We start from the raw sequence: 18,549 nt of genomic DNA on the forward strand, positions 1-18,549 counted from the left end.
CGTGCGGTGCGTGGTGGGACGGCGAGCGGGCTCAGACCGCGCCGTGCGGGAGGCCGACGTAGTTCTCGGCGAGGCTGGTCGCGGCGGCGCGGGAGGTCGCGGTGTAGCGCAGCTGGGACCGCTGCAGGCCGATCCCGAACGCGTCGCCCGCCTCGGTGCCGGGATCGAAGCGGTGCAGCATCGACGTCATGAACCAGGAGAAGTGCTCGGCCCGCCAGACCCGGCGCAGGCAGGTCGCCGAGTACTCGTCGAAGCCGGTCTCCGAGCCGGTGCGGTAGAAGCCGGCGATCGCGTCGGCCAGCACCCGGACGTCGGCGACCGCCAGGTTCATCCCCTTCGCCCCGGTCGGCGGGACGATGTGCGCCGAATCGCCCGCCAGGAACAGCCTGCCCCGGCGCATCGGCGCCGCGACCATGCTCCGCATCGGGGTGACCGAGGGCTTCTCCAGGAACTCGCCCTCGTTCAGGGTGAACCCGTCGCAGGCCAGCCGGGTCTGCAGCTCGTCCCAGATCCGCCGGTCCGACCAGTCGCCGGGATCGGCGTCCGGCGGCACCTGCAGGTAGAGCCGGGTGACCTCGGGGCTGCGCATCGAGTAGAGGGCGAAGCCGTTGTCGTGGTGGGCGTAGACCAGCTCGTCGGTGGTCGGGGCGGCCCTGGCCAGCACGCCGAGCCAGCCGAACGGGTAGACGCGCTCGGCGACGGTGAGCTCCCCGCCCGCCGCCACGGCCGGCCGGGAGACGCCGTGGAACCCGTCGCACCCGGCGACGACGTCGCAGCGCAGCACGCTGTCGGTGCCGTCGGCGGCCGTGTAGGTGATCGACGGCGCGTCGGTCGTGACGTCGTGCACGGCCACCCCGGACACCTCGAACTCGACGGGCAGCCCGGCGTCGTCGATCCGGTCGGCGAGCAGGTCCTTCACGACCTCCTGCTGGCCGTACACGGTGATCCCGGTGCCGACGAGATCGGCGAAGTCGATCCGGTGGTCGGCCGCGGGCGCGCCCGGGGCCTCGCCGAACCGCAGCGCGATCCCGGTGTGCGGCATGCCCTCCCGGTCCAGCCGGGCGGCGACGCCCAGCTCCCGCAGCAGCGCGACCGACGGTGCCTCCAGGACGCCGGCGCGGACCCGGGCCTCGATGTAGCCGCGGTCGCGGGCCTCCAGGACGACCGAGTCGATCCCGGCGAGGGCGAGCATCCGGGCCAGTACCAGCCCGGCCGGCCCGGCACCGATGATGCCGACCTGGGTCCGGGTCTCGCGTCGTCGCGGGGCGGGGCTCGTCATGGGCGGTACTGTCCCCGACCCGCCGGACCCGGCTCGACCGCGCTTCCGCTCTGCGGAAGACTGCACGGTATGAGCACGCGTCCGGCCAGGTCCGGGGTCACCGCCCGGGTGCTCGACGTGCTGGGGGCCTTCACCGCGTCGACGCCCGCACTCGCGCTGAGCGACATCGCGCGCCGCTCCGGGCTGCCGCTGACCACGGCGCACCGGCTGGTCGGCGAGCTGACCGCGGGCCGGGCGCTGGAACGCGGCGAGGACGGCCGCTACCGGATCGGGCTGCGGCTCTGGGAGATCGCGCACCTCGCCCCGGCCAGCCGCGGGCTGCGCGAGACCGCAATGCCGTTCCTGGAGGACCTGCACGAGGTCACCCGGCACAACGTGCAGCTCGCGGTGCTCGACCAGGACGACCCGGCGGAGGTCGTCTACGTCGAGCGGCTGTCCACCCGGGACGCCGTCTCGATCGTCAGCAGGCCGGGATCGCGGCTGCCCTCGACCGCGACCGGCGTCGGGCTGGCGCTGCTCGCGCACGCCGGCCCGGAGGACGTCGAGCGGGTGCTCGCCCGCCCGCTGCGCCGGTTCACCCCGCACACGGTCTGCGATCCGGACGGGGTGCGGGCGCTGCTGGCCCGGGCGCGGGCCAGCGGGTTCGTCGTCTCCGACCGGCAGATCGAGGCGGTGTCGCTGTCGGTGGCGGCCCCGGTGCGGGCCGGCGACGGCCCGGTCGTCGCGGCGCTGTCGGTCGTCGTGCCCGCGGACGGGACGAACCCGCACACCTGGGTGCCCGCCGTCCGGGCGGCGGCCCGCGGGATCAGCCGGGCGCTGGGCCGGCCGGCCGGGAGCGGCTGAGCCCGGTCACGGGCGCCGGTCGGCGGTCGCGTCGGACGGCCCGAGCGACTGCCCGGCGAGCACCGACAGCAGCTGCAGCTTCTCGTAGCTCTCGCTGCCCGGCGGGGCCGTGTACACGAACAGCAGGTGCGACTGGTGCGGGTCGAGCAGCGTCTGGCAGTTCAGCTCCAGCACCCCGACCTCGGGATGGACCAGCCGCTTGACCTCCTGCGGGGACACCCCGATCTCGTGCGCCTCCCACAGCTCGCGGAACTCCGCGCTGCGGGCCAGCAGCAGCTCGGCGAACTGCGCGGCCCGGGAACCGGGGCCGCGCCGCGCGGCCACCCCGCGCAGCCCGGACGCGTACATCCGGGACATCAGCGCGTGCTCCTCCGGCAGGTAGATGTTCCGGGACGCCGGATCGGTGAACCAGCGGTAGCCGAGGCTGCGGGCCGGGCCGGTGTAGCGGTCCGCGTCGCCGGTCAGGGCGACGCCCAGCGGGGTCTGCCGCAGCGTCTCCCCCAGCTCGGTGACGATCTCGGCCGGGGTGTCGGCGAGCCGGTCGAGGATGCGCAGCAGCCCGGGGCTGATGTGCTCGCTGGTGGCCCCGCGGGCCGGCGGGTGCTGGCCGGCCAGCCGGAACAGGTGGTCCCGCTCGTCGAGCGAGAGATGCATGCCCTGCGCGATCGAGGCCAGCATCTGCTCGGACGGGTGCGGCCCGCGTTCCCGCTCCAGCCGCGCGTAGTAGTCGGCGGACATGTGGCAGAGCGCCGCGACCTCCTCCCGGCGCAGCCCCGCGGTGCGCCGGCGGCGCCCGCGGGGCAGCCCGACGTCCTCCGGCTGCATCGCCTCCCGGCGGCTCCGCAGGAACGCCGCCAGCCCGGCCCGGTCGATCATGGCCCACCGCCTCTGTTCGGGTACTGAATCGTTCCTACCGCCGGACGCGCGCCGCAGCCACGGATCGGCAGTCCGTGGATAACCCCGCGCAACACGACCAGTGTGGATGGCACACCCCACCGGGCACAGCCCACGAGGAGCAGGGAGAAACCCATGCCACGCCGCACCCCCGAGATCACCGTTCCCGACCTGACCGGACGGCGCGCCGTCGTCACCGGTGCGAGCGACGGCGTCGGCCTCGGCATCGCCGCCCGGCTCGCCGCGGCGGGCGCCGAGGTGGTCCTGCCGGTCCGCAACCCGCGCAAGGGCGAGGCGGCACTCGCCACCATCCGCCAGGCGCATCCCCGCTCCGACGTCTCGCTGCGCGAGCTCGACCTGTCCTCGCTGGAGTCGGTGGCGGCGCTGGGCGAGAAGCTGAACGCCGAGGGCGCCCCGATCCACCTGCTGATCGGCAACGCCGGCGTGATGACCCCGCCGGACCGGCAGACCACCGCCGACGGCTTCGAGCTGCAGTTCGGCACCAACCACCTCGGGCACGTCGCGCTCGTCGCCCACCTGCTGCCGCTGCTGCGCGACGGCAACGCCAGGGTGACCTCGCAGATCAGCATCGCCGCGTCCAGCGGGACGATCAACTGGGACGACCTGAACTGGGAGCGGTCCTACGACGGGATGGGCGCCTACCGCCAGTCGAAGATCGCGTACGGGCTGTTCGGGCTGGAGCTGGAGCGGCGCAGCCGGGCCGGCGGCTGGGGCATCACCAGCACCCTGTCGCACCCCGGGGTCGCCGCCACCAACCTGCTGTCCGCGCGCCCGGAGGTCGGCCGCGCCCGGCAGACCATGGGCAGGCGGATCATCGGCGCGCTGTCCCGGCGCGGCATCCTGGTCGGCACGGCGGAGTCCGCCGGGCTGCCCGCGCTGCTCGCGGCGACCTCGCCGGACTCCCGCGGCGGCCGGCTCTACGGGCCGCGCGGGCCGGGCAACCTGGGTGGCGCCCCGGCCGAGCAGAAGCTCTACAGCACGCTGGAGGACGCCGCCGGGGCCCAGCGGATCTGGGAGACCTCGGAGACGCTGATCGGCGTCCCCCTCACCCCCGGCCCCGCGCGGCGCTGACCGCATCGTGATCGATCCGAGGCCGCGCCCCGCGCCCCGGCGTGCCACCGTGGCGGGGTGCGCGACTTCCGCATCGAGATTCCCGAGGCCGAGCTCGACGACCTGCGCGAGCGGCTGGGCCGGACCCGCTGGCCCGAGCCGCCGACCGTCGAGGGCTGGGGCCAGGGCGTCCCGCTGGACTACGCCCGCGAGCTCTGCGAGTACTGGCGGACCCGCTACGACTGGCGCCGCGTCGAGGCCGAGATCAACGCCTGGCCGCAGTTCCGCACCGGCCTCGACGGCGGCGGGGACGACGCGGTCGAGGTGCACGTCGTGCACGCCCGCTCACCGCACCCGGGCGCGATGCCGCTGCTGCTCACGCACGGCTGGCCGGGCTCGGTCGTCGAGTTCCTGGACGTCCTGCCCGCCCTGACCGATCCGCCCGACCCGGCCGACGCCTTCCACGTCGTGCTGCCGACGCTGCCCGGCTTCGGGTTCTCCGGCAAACCGGCGGTGCCGGGCTGGGGCGTCGAGCGGATCGCGGTGGCGTGGGCGCAGCTGATGGACCGGCTCGGCTACGAGCGGTTCGCCGCGCAGGGCGGCGACTGGGGGTCGATGATCACCTCCGCGCTCGGGACGGCGGCGCCGGAGATGCTCTACGGCATCCATCTCACGATGGCGCTCGCACCCAAGCCGGACGATCTCGACCTGCCGCTGACGAAGCAGGAGAAGGCGGACATCGCGTTCTCCAAGAGCTTCGACCGCTACGGCGCCGGCTACTCCGCCGAGCAGTCCACCCGGCCGCAGACCATCGGCTACGGGCTGGTCGACTCGCCCGCCGCGCAGTGCACCTGGATTGTGGAGAAGTTCTGGGACTGGACCGACTGCGCCGGGCACCCGGAGAACGTGGTGAGCCGGGACCGGCTGCTGGACAACGTGATGCAGTACTGGCTCAACGGCGCCGGTGCGTCCTCGGCGCGGCTGTACTGGGAGAGCTTCGCGCGCCGCCGGATGGACGACGTCGACGTCCCGACCGGGGTCGCCCAGTTCCCGCACGAGATGGTGAAGCTGCCGCGGTCCTGGCTGGAGCGCCGGTTCACCGACCTGCGGCACTTCTCCCGTCCCGACGTGGGCGGGCACTTCGCCTCGCTGGAGCAGCCCGAGACCTACGTCGAGGAGCTGCGCACCTTCTTCCGCGGCGTCAGACCACCAGCAACGATGCGGTGAAGCCGTGCAGGTGGTTGCGGCCACCGATCGGCCCGATCTCGCCGGCGGCGAAGAACCCGGCGATCCGCGGCCGGTCCGGGCCGGGGCGCCCGACGGCCGGATCGGCGGCGGCGGCCCGCGGGTCGAGGCCGGTCAGCACGGCGCGCACGTCGTGGTCCGGATCGCCGAACATCCCGGCGCCGCGGCCGTTGCAGGAGAACAGCAGCGCCCCGGCGGCCGGGCCGGAGCGGCGGACCGGGCCGAGCAGCTCGTAGAGGTTCTGCGCGGCACCGATCGCGTCGCGGACCTGGAAGCGCACGGTGGTCCCGACGTCGACGACGTCGCCCGCGACCACCGAGCCCTCCTCCGCGTTCACCGCCAGTACCGGCCGGACCAGGAAGTCGCCGCGCCCCAGCTCGCCGGCGTGCTCGTCGACGGCGACGCCGATGTGCAGCCCGCGCAGCGCCTGCTGCTGCTCACCCGGCGGCAGCGCCCCGACGATCTCGCGCAACCGGCGGGCCGCCGGGCGGCCGGCCAGCTCGGCGATCCGGTTGTGCTCGGCCCGGGTGACGACCATCGGCGGACCGATCGGCCGGCAGCCCTGGCTGACCACGATCCGCGGCGCCGGATCGCCGCCGATCAGCACGCCGACCGCGCCGCCCCGGTGCACCCGCCCGTCGACGAACAGCCGGTTCACCGCGGGCCCGCCCGGGGCGCTGGCCATCCCGCCGATCACCGGGAAACCGGGCCGGGTGTCGTTGATCCGGTCCAGGACGCCGGAGATCGGGAACTCGTACGGGTCGGCGAGCAGGATCGCGGCGCAGTCGTCGGTGGCGGGGCTGTGCAGGCCGCGCACGGTCATCGCGTCGGCGCCGTCCGGCCCGGCGCCGGGGCGGCGCTCGGCGACCGGGGCGACGGCCCGCAGCCGGCTGCCCGGCAGGCTCGCCGCCCAGACCGACACCGCGGGCTCGCCCTCGACACCGCGGGCGTCGGCGATCACCCCGTGCGCGGTGGCGCCGATCGCGGCGACCGCGCCGGCCAGCTCCATCACCCGCAGCCCGGCGGCCTCGACCTCCTCGGTGGGCAGCTGCGGCCCGGCCCCCGGGCAGACGAAGAAGACCACCAGGTCCGGCGGCGTCCCGTCCAGCGCGCCGAGCGCCTGGGCGGTCGCGACCTCCGCGGCGCCGGTGAGATCCGGCCCGACGGCGAGCCCGTCGCCGACCCGTCGTCCGGTCGCCGGGGGTGTCATGCCGCCTCCGTCCGCGACGCCCGCCGGGCGCGCTCGTTCCCACCCGGCGACGGGCTGCCGCCGGTGCTCGCCGCGACGCTACGGGAGCGCCGCGGGCACTGCCATCAGGCCGGGCCGGCACCGATCACGCGCCGCCGGGCGGGCGGGGCCGCTACCCTCCGCGCGGTGGACGCATCGGCCGACGAGCTGCGCACCGCCCACGCCGGGATCGCCGGGCGGGCGGGCTGAGGCGTGCGGACGCACGTGGCGCTGCTGCGCGGGATCAACGTCGGTGGCACCGGGAAGGTCCCGATGGCCGACCTGCGCAGCGCACTGACCGGTCGCGGGTTCACCGACGTCGGCACCTGGATCCAGTCCGGCAACGTGGTGCTGGGCAGCCCGGCCGAACCGGCGGAGATCGCGGCGACGGTGGAACAGGTGCTGCGGGACGACTTCGCGGTGCCCCGCCCGGTGGTCGTGTTCGGCCGGGACGAGTACGCCGCGGTCGTCGGGTCGAACCCGTTCACCGGTTCCGGGTCGCCGGCCCAGCTGCACACGGTGTTCCGGGCGGCGCCCCCGTCCGACGACGACCTGCAGCGGCTGGACGCCGCGCTGGCCGCCGAGCGGGCCGCCGGCGGGCGGGGGGACGCCGCCGTCGTCGGGCGGGTCGTGCACCTGTACCTGCCGGACGGGATGGGGCGGTCCACGCTCGCCGCCCGGCTGGCCACCCGCTCCGGGGCCCCGGACGGCGGCGGGACCACCCGCAACTGGGCGACGGTCGGCAAGCTCCTGGAACTGCTCGGGTGACGCATGCGTGCGCGCCGGGCGTCGCGGGTAGTCGTATCGTGAGACATAGTGGACGAGATCCGCGCGGCAGCCGCCGCGCCCCGTCACCGAGGAGGTCGGAGACAACCGATGGCCGAGTACACGCTCCCGGATCTGCCGTACGACTACAGCGCGCTCGCCCCGCACATCGCGCCGGAGATCATGGAGCTGCACCACTCCAAGCACCACAACACCTACGTCCAGGGCCTGAACGCCACCCTGGAGAAGCTCGCCGACGCGCGGGAGAAGAACGACTTCGGCGCGATCGTCGGTCTGGAGAAGACCCTCGCGTTCAACCTGGGCGGGCACGTCAACCACTCCGCGTTCTGGAAGAACCTGTCCCCGGACGGCGGCGACAAGCCCACCGGTGACCTCGCCTCGGCGATCGACGAGAACTTCGGCTCCTTCGACGCCTTCCAGGCCCACTTCACCGCCGCCGCCACCACCATCCAGGGCTCCGGCTGGGCGATCCTCGGCTACGACCAGCTCGGCGGGAAGCTTCTGATCCACCAGCTCTACGACCAGCAGTCCCAGCTGCCGGCCGGGCAGACCCCGATCGTGCTGCTCGACATGTGGGAGCACGCGTTCTACCTGCAGTACAAGAACGTGAAGCCGGACTACGTCAAGGCCTGGTGGAACGTCGTCAACTGGGCGGACGCCGCCGAGCGTCTCGCCGCCGCGAAGGGCTGACACCCGCCTCGCAGCGCTGCCGCGTGCCCCGTCCGGATCCGCTCCGGGCGGGGCACGCGTGCGTCCACCGGTCTAGCGGTGTGCGCCCGGCCCGGTCACCCCGGTGACCCGGAGCAGCAGGTGCATGGCCAGGTCCACCGACCGCTCCCGGACGTCGGCCCGCCCGCCGGGCAGCTGCGGGTCGCGGGCGAGGACCTGACCGTCGGCGGTGGTGACGCAGAAGCAGACGTAGCCGACCGGCTTGGCCTCGGTCCCGCCGCCGGGCCCGGCGACCCCGGTGATCCCGATCCCGACGTCGGCGCCGAACCGCTCCCGGGCGCCGTCGGCCAGCGCCCGGGCGACCTCCGGCGACACCGCGCCGTGCGCGGCGATCAGCTCCGGATCGACGCCGAGCTGCGCGGTCTTCGCCTCGTTCGAGTAGGCGACCACGCCGCCCGCGACGTAGGCCGACGAGCCGGCGCGGTCGATCAGCCGCCCGGCCAGCAGGCCGCCGGTGCACGACTCGCCGGTCGCCACCGTCCAGCCGCGGTCCAGCAGCGCACCGGCGAGCAGCTCGTCGGTGCTGCGCCCGTCGTCGCTGATCAGCCGGTGCCGGTGGGCGTCCACGATCCGGCCGGCCAGCTCGCGGGCGGTGTCCTCGGCGCCGGGCAGCGGGTGCAGGTCGACCTCCAGCTCGGAACGCCGCAGGCAGGTCGTGACCTCCACCCGGGAGGTGTCCAGCTCGCGCTCGATCGCGCGCAGCGTCGCGGCGATCTCGGACTCGGGCAGCCCGGCGAAGCGCAGCAGCACCGGCTCCGCCCGCGGGGTGCGGGCGAGCAGCTCGGCGACCGGCGGGGAGGCCAGCGCGGCGGGCCACATCCCGGTGAGCTCGCGCGGCGGACCCGGCAGGACGACGACCAGTGGCCCGCCGGTGCGGGCGACCGCCAGGCCGGGTGCGGTGCCGACCGGTTCGAGCACGGCGGCGCCGCGCGGCACCCGGGCCTGCTTGGCGATCGAGTCGTCGAGCGCGGGCCCGGCCCAGCCGGTCCGGGCGACCCAGCCGGCGACCTTGGCGTGGATCCGCTCCTGCAGCGCGGTGTCGACCGCCATCGGGGCGTCGCAGAACTCGGCGACGATCTCGGCGGTCAGGTCGTCGGCGGTCGGGCCGAGCCCGCCGGTGGTGACGACGAGATCGTCCCCGGCGACGAACTCCAGGCCGGACCGCAGGTCCTCGGGCCGGTCCCCGACCAGCAGCACCCGGCGCACCTCGAACCCGAGATCGCCCAGCGCGCGGGAGACGAAGGGGCCGTTCGCGTCGGCGACGAGGCCGGTCAGCAGTTCGCTGCCGGTGACCAGCACGGACGCGGTGGGGCGGGACTCGGCCATGATCCGAACCTACCCGTGGGGGCCGCCGGGCACGCCCGGCGAACGGCCGCAGCCGCCGGATCGGCGACCGAACCGGTCAGGAGCGTCCGAAGTCGACCGAAACGGACAGCACCGGTTCACCCCATCGGGGCCGGCGCGACCACCGTCACCGCAGCTCGACGGCGACGTCGGCGTGATTTGTGGACAGCGTCACCCGATCAGGTCGGCGATCCGGCGCCGGACACGCCGAGCCGCCGGCGTGCACGGCGTGTCCCCGCGTGATCCGGGCCGTTCGTCGGCGCACCGAACGGCCCGGGGCAACCCCCCTGACCGGAGGTTGACCACCGGCCCGCGGTCCGGACCAGCACGGACACCGCGGTGTGCACCGGAACCGGTGAACCGGTCCGCGGTGCTGACGCTGCGTTCCGATCGGTGCAGCGGCGGCCACTCTCAGTGTGGTCTCAGCGCCGGTGGACGACACTGTGTCGCATGTCAGGGAACTGTGCGACCGCGGACGCCGCGACCTGGGTGGGCGAGCTCGACCGGCTGCTGCCGCTGCGCGACCTGCGGGTCGGGCCCGGGTTCCACGCCGCCCGGCTGCTGGTCACCGTCGGCGGCACCCCGCAGGGACAGGTGACGGTGCCGCTGTGCGCCGGCCGCGCCACGGCCGCCGACCTGGAGGCCGCCCTGATCACCCTCGGCCCGCCGGAGCGGATCGCCCCGGCGCCGGTCGCGGCGGAGCCGGTCACCGTGGTGATCGCGACCCGCAATCGCCCGGCCTCCCTGGCCCGCTGCCTGGCCGCGGTGCTCGCCTCCGACCACCCGGCGCTGTCGGTGATCGTGGTCGACAACGACCCGGACGACGAGCTCACCCGGGACGCCGTCCGGGCGACCGGCTCGCCGCGGGTCCGCTACGTCCGCGAGGCCCGCCGCGGGGCGTCGGTCGGCCGCAACCGCGGCCTGGCCGAGGCCCGCACCGAGATCGTCGCCTTCACCGACGACGACACCGAGGTCGACCCGGCCTGGGCGTCCCGGATGGCCGGCGCGTTCGCCGCCGACCCGGAGCTGGCCTGCGTGTCCGGCCCGGTCCTGGCCGCCCGGCTGGGCAGCGCCGAGGAGCGCGCCGCCGACGTCGCACTCGCCTGGAACAAGGGCTTCACCGCGCGCCGGTTCTCCCTCGACGACCCGCCCGCCGACTCGCCGATCTTCCCGTTCGCGCCCGGCCTGTTCGGCATCGGCGCGAACCTCGCGGTGCGCGCCGCGGCCGCCCGCTCGGTCGGCGGCTTCGACGAGGCGATGGGCCCCGGCACCCCCACCCACGGCGGCGAGGACTGCGAGTTCCTGGTCCGGATGATCCTGGCCGGGCACGTCCTCGGCTACGCGCCCGGCGCCTACCTCTGGCACCACCACCGCCCCGACCAGGACGCGCTGCGCGCCCAGCTGGAGGGCTACGCGGTCGGGCTGGGCAGCTTCCTGGCCAAGGTCGCGCTGTCCCCGCAGGGCCGCTCCGTCGCGCTGCGCCGGCTGCCCGCGGCACTGGCCCGGCTGCGGCACATCTCGGCCCGCGAGGCCGGCGCGGGCGACGCCATCCCGACCGACGCCGACCAGACCCGCACCCGCGGCCTGCTCACCGGACCCCGCGCCTACCTGCGGTCCCGGCGCGCGGTGCGCCGGGCCGGCGGTGCGGTGCCGCCGCTGATCGGGCGGGCGCCGTCGGTCGTCGTCGCGGGGCAGCCGGCCGCCGAGCAGCCGCCCGTCATCCCGGCCTGAGCCCGGCCCGGTCCGGCGCGGTCCGGCGCGGTCCGGCCCGGTCCGGCGCGGTCCGCCCGGGCTCAGTCCGGCCCGGGCTCAGTCCGGCGCGGGGCCCAGCAGCGCCGGGTCCGTGGCGACCGCGCTCAACCGGGCGTACGGATCGGCCACCAGCCGCCGGGTGCCGAGGTCCAGCACGCCCATCGTGCACTCCGCCTCGGCGGCGAGCTGGTCCACCGGTGTCCCGGCGCCGTCGGCGACCCGCCGGATCCGGTGACTCATCGTGAACGGCTTCCGCCGGGTGAACGCGATCTCCGAGTCGATGTCGACGGTCTCCCCGGCGCGCAGCTCGGCGCGGAAGTGAACAGTCGTCGACAACAGGACGACGGTCAGCCCGTGGCCCGCCAGTGCGTGCTCGGACAACCCGCTCGCGCGGAAGTGCTCCATCCGGGCGTGCTCGGCGTACTGGTGGTAGACGGCATGGTTGACGTGCCCGTTCACGTCCATCTCGTAGCTCCGTACCCCGATCCGGACGGCGAACCGGGCGGCCTGCTCTGCGCTCATGGACGCCACCCTGGCATCCCGTCCGGCAGCCGGTGGAACGTCACTCACCCGGGCGCGCGGAACGTTTGTGCGACCCCCGACCGCGGCCGTAGGGTGAAGGGCCGTCCTGACTAGGGTGGGACCTGAACAGCACCAACGGCACGTCAAGCAACGGCGGCCGGTTATCACTCACGGTGAGGCCCCGCGGAGCGCGGGTGGCCCGCCGACGGCGACGACTGTCGAGGGAGCACGAGGCACATGAGCAGTGAGACGCCCACCGGGGTGGGGGACGAGCACGGCCCCGACGTCGGCGAGGTCGTCCGCTTCGAGGTGGTCGAGCACGCGGGCGGCGCCGTCGTCGTCCACGTGCACGGCGAGATCGACACGATGACCGCACCCGTACTCACCGAGCGGCTGACCGACCAGATCGCGGCCACGAGCCTGCTCGTCGTGGACCTGTCCCAGGTGACGTTCCTGGGGTCGGCCGGGCTGGCCGCGCTCGTCGAGGCCAAGGAGAAGGCCGAGGGCGCCGACGGCAGGCTGCGGCTGGTGTGCGGTTCGCACGCCGTGACCCGCGCGCTGGAGGCGACCAGCCTGCTGTCCCTGTTCGACGTCGCCGACGGGGTCCCGGAGGCGCTCCGGACGGCGTGACCCGGGCCCGCACCATGAGCCTGCACACCGACCCGGCGCCACCCGGCGTGCTCGGCCGGACGGCCGACGACGTCCGGGCCGGCCGCCGGACCGCGGCCGGGATCGCCGACGCACTGCTCGGCGCGCTCGGCCGGGCCGATCCCGGTCCCCCGCTGCTCACCGTCGACGCCGAGCCGCTGCGGGCGGCGGCCACCGCCGTGGACCGCCGCGCCGACCGGTTCGCGCTGCCGCTCGCCGGTGTCGCGGTCGCGGTGGAGGAGGGCATCTCGATCGCCGGGCGCGGCGACGAGCCGGTCCGCCTGCTGCGCGCCGCGGGCGCGCTGATCGCCGGCCGGGCGCGCACCGCGGCGTTCGCGATCGGCCCGGACGGCTCCCCCGGCGGCCGGGCGACGGCGGCCGCGGTCGCCGACGGCACCGTGCCGCTCGGGATCGGGATCGACGGCGACGGCGCACTGCGGGCCGCCGCGGCCGCCCACGGCCTGGCCGCGCTCAAACCCGGCCGGCGGGTGCTCCCGCTGCCGCCCGGCGAGGAACGCCGCTGGTCCGGGCTGGCCGAGACCACGCTGGTCGCCGCAGGCCCGGCCGATCTGCGCACCGTGCTGGACGCGCTCACCACCATCCGCGACGGCCACGGCCCGGCTCCCGACCCGGACCCGCCGGTCGGCTCGCTCGCCTGCTCGCTGCGCACCGGGCGGACCCGGTTCGCCGATCCGGCGGCCGCGGCCGGGGTGCACGGGGCGATCCGGCTGCTCGACGCCGCCGGGATCGGCCTGGTCGCCGCCGACCCGCCGTACCGGGCCGTGCTGCCGGTGCACGGCGCCCGGCGCAGGCAGGCCGGGCTGGCCCGCCGGGTCGAGGACCTGCAGCTCAATCCGGCGCAGCTGCCGCGGGCGGCCCGCAGCGCGCTGCGCCGGGGCCGCCGGGTGCGCCGGCTCGGCGGGCTGCGACCGGCCACCCCCGCGTCCTGGCGGCAGCGCATGATCGGCTGGCTGGACTCGTCCGGCGCCGAGGCCGCCCTGCTGCCCGCGACCGCCGGACCGGCCGGCGCCGGATCGACCGGGCTGGCCGCGTGGAACCTCGCCGGGCTGCCCTCGCTGGTCACCCCGGTGCACCCCGGCGCGGGCCGGGCCTGCGTGCAGCTGGTCGGGCGGCCGGGATCGGAGCGGCGAATGCTGGCGACCGCGGCGCTGCTCGGGCCGGGCTGAACGCCGCTACCCGGCCGCGGGCGGCTCCCAGCGGCCGGTGTCCAGGAACGACTCCATGGCCGCGGTGTACGGGGCGAGATCCAGCCCCTGGGCGGCGACCCAGTCGTCGTCGAAGTAGCTGTGCCGGTACCGCTCGCCGCCGTCGCAGATCAGTGTGACGACGCTGCCCCGCCGCCCGGCCCGCACCATCTCGGCCACCAGCTGGTAGACGCCCCACAGGTTGGTGCCGGTGGAGCCGCCCACCCAGCGGCCGGTGAGCTCGCGCAGGTGCCGGGCGGCGGCGATGCTGGCGGCGTCCGGCACCGGGAACATCCGGTCGATCACCGACGGCACGAAGCTGGGTTCCATCCGCGGCCGCCCGATCCCCTCGATCCGGGACGGCAGGCCGGTCGCGTGATCCGGGGCGCCGAGCGCCCAGCCGTTCAGGAACGCCGAGTTCTCCGGATCGACGACGGCCAGCCGGGTCGGCAGCCGCCGGTACCGCAGGTAGCGGCCGATCGTCGCCGACGTCCCGCCGGTGCCGGCACCGACGACTATCCACTCCGGCACCGGATGCGGTTCCTCGGCGAGCTGGCCGAGCATCGCCTCGGCGATGTTGTTGTTGCCGCGCCAGTCGGTGGCCCGCTCGGCGTAGGTGAACTGGTCCAGGTAGTGCCCGCCGGACTCGGCCGCCAGCCGCTCCGCCTCGGCGTAGACCTGCACGCCGTGCTCCACGAAATGGCAGTGGCCGCCTTCGCGCTCGATCAGCGCGACCTTCTCCGGACTGGTGGAGCGCGGCATCACCGCCACGAACGGCAGTCCGAGCAGCCGCGCGAAGTACGCCTCGGACACCGCGGTGGAACCGGAGCTGGCCTCGACCACCGTGGTCCCCTCTGTGATCCAGCCGGACGCGAGCCCGTAGAGGAACAGCGACCGCGCCAGCCGGTGCTTGAGGCTGCCGGTGGGGTGCACCGACTCGTCCTTCAGGTAGACGTGCACACCCCAGTCGGCGGGCAGGTCCAGCACGTGCAGGTGGGTGTCGGCGGACCGGTTCGCGTCGGCCTGGACCCGGCGCATCGCCTCGTCCACCCAGGCGCGGGTACGGGCACATGATCTGTCGACGGGCTGCACCGGGCCGAGCCTAGGCGACCCCGGCCGGTCGCCGGGATCGTCGTCCGGACCGGCGGACGGCGTCCGGAATCGCCGGTCGGCCTGCCGGACAGCGTCACCCGCCGTCGGCCGCCGGACCGGCTCCGTCCGCCGAACGGGGGCTGCGCGGCAACGGTCCGGACACCGAGACTGACGCACCGTGAGGACAGCGTGAGCAGGATGCGCGGCGAGCGGCGCCCGGGCGGCACGGCGGACCGGTGGAGCGAGTTCCTCGGGCGCAGGCACTCCGGGGCCGCATCGGAAGGGACCGGCGGCAGCGTGGACGGTATGGACGGCGGCACGGCCGGCGTGAGCGGCACAGCCGGCCGGGACGGCGTGAGCAGCAGCCGAGACGGCGTGAGCGGCACAGCCGGCCGGGACGGCCTGAGCGCCGGCCGGGACGGCACCGCCGACCCGGACGGTCTGGACGGCCTCGAGGGCACCGCCGGCCCGGTCGGCCTCGAGGGCACCGCCGGGCCGGTCGGCCTCGACCGCCTCGATGGCAGCGCCGGTCCGGACGGCACGGACAGCACCGCCGGCAGCGCCGGTCCGGGCGGCAGCGCCGGTGCGGCCGGGACCCCGGCGGCCGGGCGCGGTGTGGGCGGCGGCCCGGGTACCGAGGCGGACGACGTGCGCGACGACGAGCGGACCCGGTCCACCACCGGCTCCTGGACCGGCGGGCTGCCGCGCGGTGACGACGCAGTGGTGACCCGCGGTGGCGACGGCGCCGACAGCGCCGGCCCCGTTCCCGCGCCGGACGAGCTGCTGGTCCGGCTGGCCGCCACCGAGCGCGCGCTGGCCGAGGCCGAGATCGCCCGTGCCGAGGCCGAGCGGCGGGCCGAGGCGCTCGCGGCGGAGCTGGAGCGGGTCCGCGCCGCGCCGCCGGAGACGTTCGGGATGCGCGCCGACAAGGTGCTGCGGATGGCCCAGCACGAGGCGGACCAGCGCCGCCGGGAGGCCGGGACCGAGGCCGAGGCACTGCGCGAGCACGCCCGCGCCGAGACCGAGGCGCTGCGCGAGCAGGCTCGCACCGAGGCCGCGCGGATCGCCGCCGAGGCCCGTGCCGAGGCGGTGCGGATCACCGGCGACGCCCGGGCCGAGGTCGAGCGGGCCCGCGCCGCGGGGGCGACCGCGCGCCGGGACAGCGAGCTCGTCGCCGACACGGCGGCGTCGATGCACGCCCACGTCAACGGGCTGCGCAGCAGCGTGCGCGCCGAGCTGGCCCGGGTGCACGCCCTGCTCGGGGCGGAGATCGGCAAGCTCGACGGGCCGCCGCCGCTGGACCGCCCGCGGGAGGGCGCGCCGCGGCCCACGGGTGCGCAGCCCGCGGACACCGGCCCGGTCCCGGTCGTGCCGGGCACCGCGTCCCCGCGGCCCCGCCCGGCGCCCGCGCACGCCCTGCGCGATCCGGCGTCAGCGACAGGACCGGCCGGGGACACCGGCCCGGACACCGGGGAGCTGCCCGTGGTCTCGCTGCCCGCGCAGCGGGCACCGAGGAGCGGACCGGAGCAGCCGGAGGCGCCCGACGGCGGCACCGGCGACCCGGCCGACGGGACCGGCGACCGCAACCCCGCAGGCGGATCCGCCGACACCGGCGCGGCCGACGCGTCCGGTCACCGGGCGCCCACCGGGGCGGAGCACGCCGACACGTCCGGCGAGCGGGTGCCCGCCGGGGCGCTGCCCGCGGACGAGCCGGGAGGCGTCCGACCGGAAATCCGGGTACCGGATCCGGAGGACTGAACGCCCGGGGCGCCGGGGCCGCCGCACGCACCGGCGGCGACCCCGGCGGCGCCCGGTGCGGCTGCGCCGATCGTTGCCCGCGGCAGCCCCGAACGGCGCAGTCCCCCGAGTGGCGCGCCCGCACCCGGGTGCCTACCGTCGTGCCAATGACCGATCCCCGCCGCCCAGGCCCCGGTGACACCGACGGCGCACCCGGTGGGACGACCCGGACCGACGCGACGCCGCAGGTCGACGGCCCCGAGGACGTCGATCCCGCGGACAGCCTGGAGATCGGCACCGCGACCCCCGCCGAGGGGGTCGTCGTGGTCACCGTGAGCGGGGAGCTGGACATGCTGACCGCCCCCGAGCTGCGGGCGGCGGTCGCCGACCGGATCCCGTCGGTCGAGCTGGTCGTGCTGGCCCTCGACGGCGTGCGGTTCCTCGGCACCAGCGGGCTCGCCGCGCTGATCGAGCTGCGCGAGCAGGCCCACCGGACCGGGGTCGAGCTGCGGATCGCGTGTACCGAACGACGCGTGCTGCGGCCGATCGGGATCGCCGGGCTGCATCACCTGTTCGACATCCACGGCGACGTGACCACGGCACTGAGCTCCTAAGGATTGTGATATAGATCACACTTTCTCGTCGTCAGGCAACCGGTGGCCGTGCCCGTCTCCGGTGACCGGGCCGTGAGCAGGGCCGATGGTCCCGAACCGGATGGCACCACCGCGACCGGAAGTTCGGCAACACCCGCTCCTGAAGCCGACCCCCGGGTAGGGCACGTTTGCCGCGGGGCACCGTAGGGAACCGGATGGCAACAGCAGCCGCCCCCCGGGTGCCGAATGACGAGGTGAGCACGTGAGCGACATTTCCCGGCTTCCCGGGCCGATGGACGACGAGTGGCAGTGGCAGCGCCTCGGAGCGTGCCGCGGGATGGACAGCGCGGTCTTCTTCCATCCCGACGGCGAGCGCAATCCGTCGCGGTCCCGGCGCACCGAGCAGGCCAAGCAGGTCTGTCGCAGCTGCCCGGTGATCCAGGAGTGCCGCCGGTTCGCGCTGGCGAGCCGGGAGCCGTTCGGCGTCTGGGGGGGCCTGGGCGAGTCCGAGCGGCGCGCGGTTCTCGAGCGCCGGGACAGCGCCCGTACCGCGGACGCGCCGGGCCTGGTCGCCGCCGCGGGCTGAGCGGGTACCGCGAGCCCGGGCACCGCAGCACGCCACCCCGGCCGGATCCCGCGCGGCGCGCACCGTCCTTCCCCCGGGCACCGCAGACGTCCCACGGCCGGAGCCCGTCCGGCGCGCACCGGCCCGCTCTCGCGGACCGCACACGTCCCGCAGCCGGGAGCCTGCGCACCGTTCCGGGCCCTCGCGCACGGCAGCCGCCCGGCGGTCAGTCCCCGGGCACCGCGGGGGCCGCGCGGGCGTCGTCGTGCACCGGCCCGGCCCAGCCCAGCGGCCGGTAGGGCAGCACCGGCAGCCCGTACACCCGTGCCACCCGGCGGACGGCCCGCCGGACCACCTCGATCTCCGGATCGGCCACCGCACCGGTGGCGGCCGGCGCCACGCAGAACGTGTCCTCGTCGGGATCGAAGCCGACCAGCTCGGACAGCGCGGCGACGAGATCCTCCTCGTCGCCGTCCTGCAGGGTCCAGCGCAGCCCGAGCCGGTGCAGCCGCACCTTCCCGGACGGCACCCGGGTGACCGGCATCGTGATCGGCTCCGGCTCGGCCGACTCGCCGTCGCCCGGATAGTCCTCGGCGTCGGCCGGCTCGACCAGCCGCTGCCCGCCGGCCGGGTCGGTCCGCACCACCAGCAGGTCGGTCTCCCCCGCGCTGCCCGACAGCTCGGCCAGGGTGCCGCCGGCCCGGGCGGACTCGGCCTCGGTGAGCGCCACGGCCACCAGCCTGCGCGGCCGGGCCACGTCCTGCCCCACGACGATCACGCGCCTTCCGGATCCGCCCGCTGCTCCCTCGCCGGACACTAGACCGCGGACGGGGCGCTGCGGCGCACCGGGCACACCCCCGTCCGGACGAGTGGATGCGCGCGCGCCGCGAGCGGATGGCCGACGATCGCGACCCTCCCGCACCGCACTGCGTCATGCGATCGCAAAGTGACCGCGGACGGCCACCGGTAGTGATCGGCGGCCGGACGGTCGAACGGTCTCACACGTCCGGCGGGCG

18 protein-coding genes are annotated in these 18,549 nt (G+C 76.1%); 11 read left to right on the forward strand and 7 right to left on the reverse strand.

Features of this window, described 5'->3' with window-relative positions; translation table 11 throughout:
• Window positions 1-31: 31 nt before the first annotated feature.
• A complete protein-coding gene (locus ACVJO7_RS00385) occupies window positions 32-1,279 on the reverse strand; it encodes a 4-hydroxybenzoate 3-monooxygenase (RefSeq protein ID WP_491671224.1) in 1,248 nt (415 codons plus the stop codon).
• 69 nt (window positions 1,280-1,348) lie between these two features.
• On the opposite strand from ACVJO7_RS00385, the gene ACVJO7_RS00390 reads away from it, so the two are divergent.
• Window positions 1,349-2,122 (forward strand): IclR family transcriptional regulator, encoded by a 774-nt coding sequence (locus ACVJO7_RS00390; protein ID WP_491671225.1) that lies wholly within the window; start codon window positions 1,349-1,351, stop codon window positions 2,120-2,122.
• A gap of 6 nt (window positions 2,123-2,128) precedes the next feature.
• On the opposite strand, the gene ACVJO7_RS00395 is transcribed toward ACVJO7_RS00390, so the two are convergent.
• Window positions 2,129-2,998, reverse strand: coding sequence for a helix-turn-helix transcriptional regulator (locus ACVJO7_RS00395; RefSeq protein ID WP_491671226.1), 870 nt, complete (start codon window positions 2,996-2,998; stop codon window positions 2,129-2,131).
• 153 nt (window positions 2,999-3,151) lie between these two features.
• Between ACVJO7_RS00395 and ACVJO7_RS00400 the strand changes: the two genes are divergently transcribed.
• Complete coding sequence (locus tag ACVJO7_RS00400) at window positions 3,152-4,108, forward strand: SDR family oxidoreductase (protein WP_491671227.1); 957 nt, start codon at window positions 3,152-3,154, stop codon at window positions 4,106-4,108.
• 57 nt (window positions 4,109-4,165) lie between these two features.
• Window positions 4,166-5,314 (forward strand): epoxide hydrolase family protein, encoded by a 1,149-nt coding sequence (locus tag ACVJO7_RS00405; RefSeq protein ID WP_491671228.1) that lies wholly within the window; start codon window positions 4,166-4,168, stop codon window positions 5,312-5,314.
• Here the strand turns inward: ACVJO7_RS00405 and ACVJO7_RS00410 are convergent.
• Window positions 5,289-6,542: an FIST signal transduction protein gene (locus ACVJO7_RS00410; protein WP_491671229.1), complete on the reverse strand. Its 1,254-nt coding sequence runs from the start codon at window positions 6,540-6,542 to the stop codon at window positions 5,289-5,291. The genes ACVJO7_RS00405 and ACVJO7_RS00410 overlap by 26 nt on opposite strands.
• A 231-nt stretch (window positions 6,543-6,773) precedes the next feature.
• On the opposite strand from ACVJO7_RS00410, the gene ACVJO7_RS00415 reads away from it, so the two are divergent.
• On the forward strand, window positions 6,774-7,328 hold the full coding sequence (locus tag ACVJO7_RS00415; protein WP_491671230.1) for a DUF1697 domain-containing protein: 555 nt from the start codon (window positions 6,774-6,776) through the stop codon (window positions 7,326-7,328).
• A 108-nt stretch (window positions 7,329-7,436) separates the two neighbouring features.
• On the forward strand, window positions 7,437-8,036 hold the full coding sequence (locus ACVJO7_RS00420; RefSeq protein ID WP_358488644.1) for a superoxide dismutase: 600 nt from the start codon (window positions 7,437-7,439) through the stop codon (window positions 8,034-8,036).
• Window positions 8,037-8,108: 72 nt separating this feature from the next.
• Here the strand turns inward: ACVJO7_RS00420 and ACVJO7_RS00425 are convergent, their stop codons facing one another.
• Complete coding sequence (locus tag ACVJO7_RS00425) at window positions 8,109-9,401, reverse strand: competence/damage-inducible protein A (RefSeq protein ID WP_491671231.1); 1,293 nt, start codon at window positions 9,399-9,401, stop codon at window positions 8,109-8,111.
• Window positions 9,402-9,869: 468 nt separating this feature from the next.
• On the opposite strand from ACVJO7_RS00425, the gene ACVJO7_RS00430 reads away from it, so the two are divergent.
• Window positions 9,870-11,150: a glycosyltransferase family 2 protein gene (locus tag ACVJO7_RS00430; RefSeq protein ID WP_491671232.1), complete on the forward strand. Its 1,281-nt coding sequence runs from the start codon at window positions 9,870-9,872 to the stop codon at window positions 11,148-11,150.
• Between the two features lie 78 nt (window positions 11,151-11,228).
• Here ACVJO7_RS00430 and ACVJO7_RS00435 read toward each other — a convergent pair whose 3' ends face one another.
• Complete coding sequence (locus ACVJO7_RS00435; RefSeq protein WP_491671233.1) at window positions 11,229-11,693, reverse strand: acyl-CoA thioesterase; 465 nt, start codon at window positions 11,691-11,693, stop codon at window positions 11,229-11,231.
• A 237-nt stretch (window positions 11,694-11,930) separates the two neighbouring features.
• Between ACVJO7_RS00435 and ACVJO7_RS00440 the strand changes: the two genes are divergently transcribed.
• Both ACVJO7_RS00440 and ACVJO7_RS00445 read left to right on the forward strand, forming a co-directional pair.
• Window positions 11,931-12,323: an STAS domain-containing protein gene (locus tag ACVJO7_RS00440; protein ID WP_491671234.1), complete on the forward strand. Its 393-nt coding sequence runs from the start codon at window positions 11,931-11,933 to the stop codon at window positions 12,321-12,323.
• A complete protein-coding gene (locus ACVJO7_RS00445) occupies window positions 12,320-13,528 on the forward strand; it encodes an amidase family protein (protein ID WP_491671235.1) in 1,209 nt (402 codons plus the stop codon). Before ACVJO7_RS00440 ends, ACVJO7_RS00445 begins: the two co-directional genes overlap by 4 nt.
• Before the next feature lie 6 nt (window positions 13,529-13,534).
• On the opposite strand, the gene cds1 is transcribed toward ACVJO7_RS00445, so the two are convergent.
• Entirely contained in the window at window positions 13,535-14,638 is a 1,104-nt protein-coding gene (cds1, locus tag ACVJO7_RS00450; protein WP_491671236.1) for an L-cysteine desulfhydrase Cds1, read from the reverse strand.
• A 375-nt stretch (window positions 14,639-15,013) separates the two neighbouring features.
• Here cds1 and ACVJO7_RS00455 point away from each other — a divergent pair, with 375 nt between their 5' ends.
• From ACVJO7_RS00455 to ACVJO7_RS00465, 3 genes are all read left to right on the forward strand, one after another.
• Complete coding sequence (locus tag ACVJO7_RS00455; RefSeq protein ID WP_491671237.1) at window positions 15,014-16,396, forward strand: DivIVA domain-containing protein; 1,383 nt, start codon at window positions 15,014-15,016, stop codon at window positions 16,394-16,396.
• A gap of 146 nt (window positions 16,397-16,542) precedes the next feature.
• Complete coding sequence (locus ACVJO7_RS00460) at window positions 16,543-16,989, forward strand: STAS domain-containing protein (RefSeq protein WP_491671238.1); 447 nt, start codon at window positions 16,543-16,545, stop codon at window positions 16,987-16,989.
• Between the two features lie 241 nt (window positions 16,990-17,230).
• The gene (locus ACVJO7_RS00465; RefSeq protein ID WP_344022784.1) at window positions 17,231-17,554 is read left to right on the forward strand and encodes a WhiB family transcriptional regulator; all 324 of its coding nucleotides are present in this window, start codon (window positions 17,231-17,233) and stop codon (window positions 17,552-17,554) included.
• Window positions 17,555-17,759: 205 nt separating this feature from the next.
• Here ACVJO7_RS00465 and ACVJO7_RS00470 read toward each other — a convergent pair whose 3' ends face one another.
• The gene (locus tag ACVJO7_RS00470) at window positions 17,760-18,311 is read right to left on the reverse strand and encodes a hypothetical protein (protein WP_344022781.1); all 552 of its coding nucleotides are present in this window, start codon (window positions 18,309-18,311) and stop codon (window positions 17,760-17,762) included.
• Window positions 18,312-18,549 lie beyond the last annotated feature (238 nt).

This window comes from Pseudonocardia sp. DxW, from assembly GCF_058448985.1.

Coding starts and splice junctions, on each gene's coding strand:
- ACVJO7_RS00395 (WP_491671226.1), bottom strand. CDS start 2,998: ATGATCGACCGGGCCGGGCTGGCGGCGTTCCTGCGGAGCCGCCGGGAG.
- ACVJO7_RS00425 (WP_491671231.1), bottom strand. CDS start 9,401: ATGGCCGAGTCCCGCCCCACCGCGTCCGTGCTGGTCACCGGCAGCGAA.
- ACVJO7_RS00435 (WP_491671233.1), bottom strand. CDS start 11,693: ATGAGCGCAGAGCAGGCCGCCCGGTTCGCCGTCCGGATCGGGGTACGG.
- ACVJO7_RS00390 (WP_491671225.1), top strand. CDS start 1,349: ATGAGCACGCGTCCGGCCAGGTCCGGGGTCACCGCCCGGGTGCTCGAC.
- ACVJO7_RS00440 (WP_491671234.1), top strand. CDS start 11,931: ATGAGCAGTGAGACGCCCACCGGGGTGGGGGACGAGCACGGCCCCGAC.
- ACVJO7_RS00400 (WP_491671227.1), top strand. CDS start 3,152: ATGCCACGCCGCACCCCCGAGATCACCGTTCCCGACCTGACCGGACGG.
- ACVJO7_RS00430 (WP_491671232.1), top strand. CDS start 9,870: ATGTCAGGGAACTGTGCGACCGCGGACGCCGCGACCTGGGTGGGCGAG.
- ACVJO7_RS00420 (WP_358488644.1), top strand. CDS start 7,437: ATGGCCGAGTACACGCTCCCGGATCTGCCGTACGACTACAGCGCGCTC.
- ACVJO7_RS00460 (WP_491671238.1), top strand. CDS start 16,543: ATGACCGATCCCCGCCGCCCAGGCCCCGGTGACACCGACGGCGCACCC.
- ACVJO7_RS00385 (WP_491671224.1), bottom strand. CDS start 1,279: ATGACGAGCCCCGCCCCGCGACGACGCGAGACCCGGACCCAGGTCGGC.
- ACVJO7_RS00410 (WP_491671229.1), bottom strand. CDS start 6,542: ATGACACCCCCGGCGACCGGACGACGGGTCGGCGACGGGCTCGCCGTC.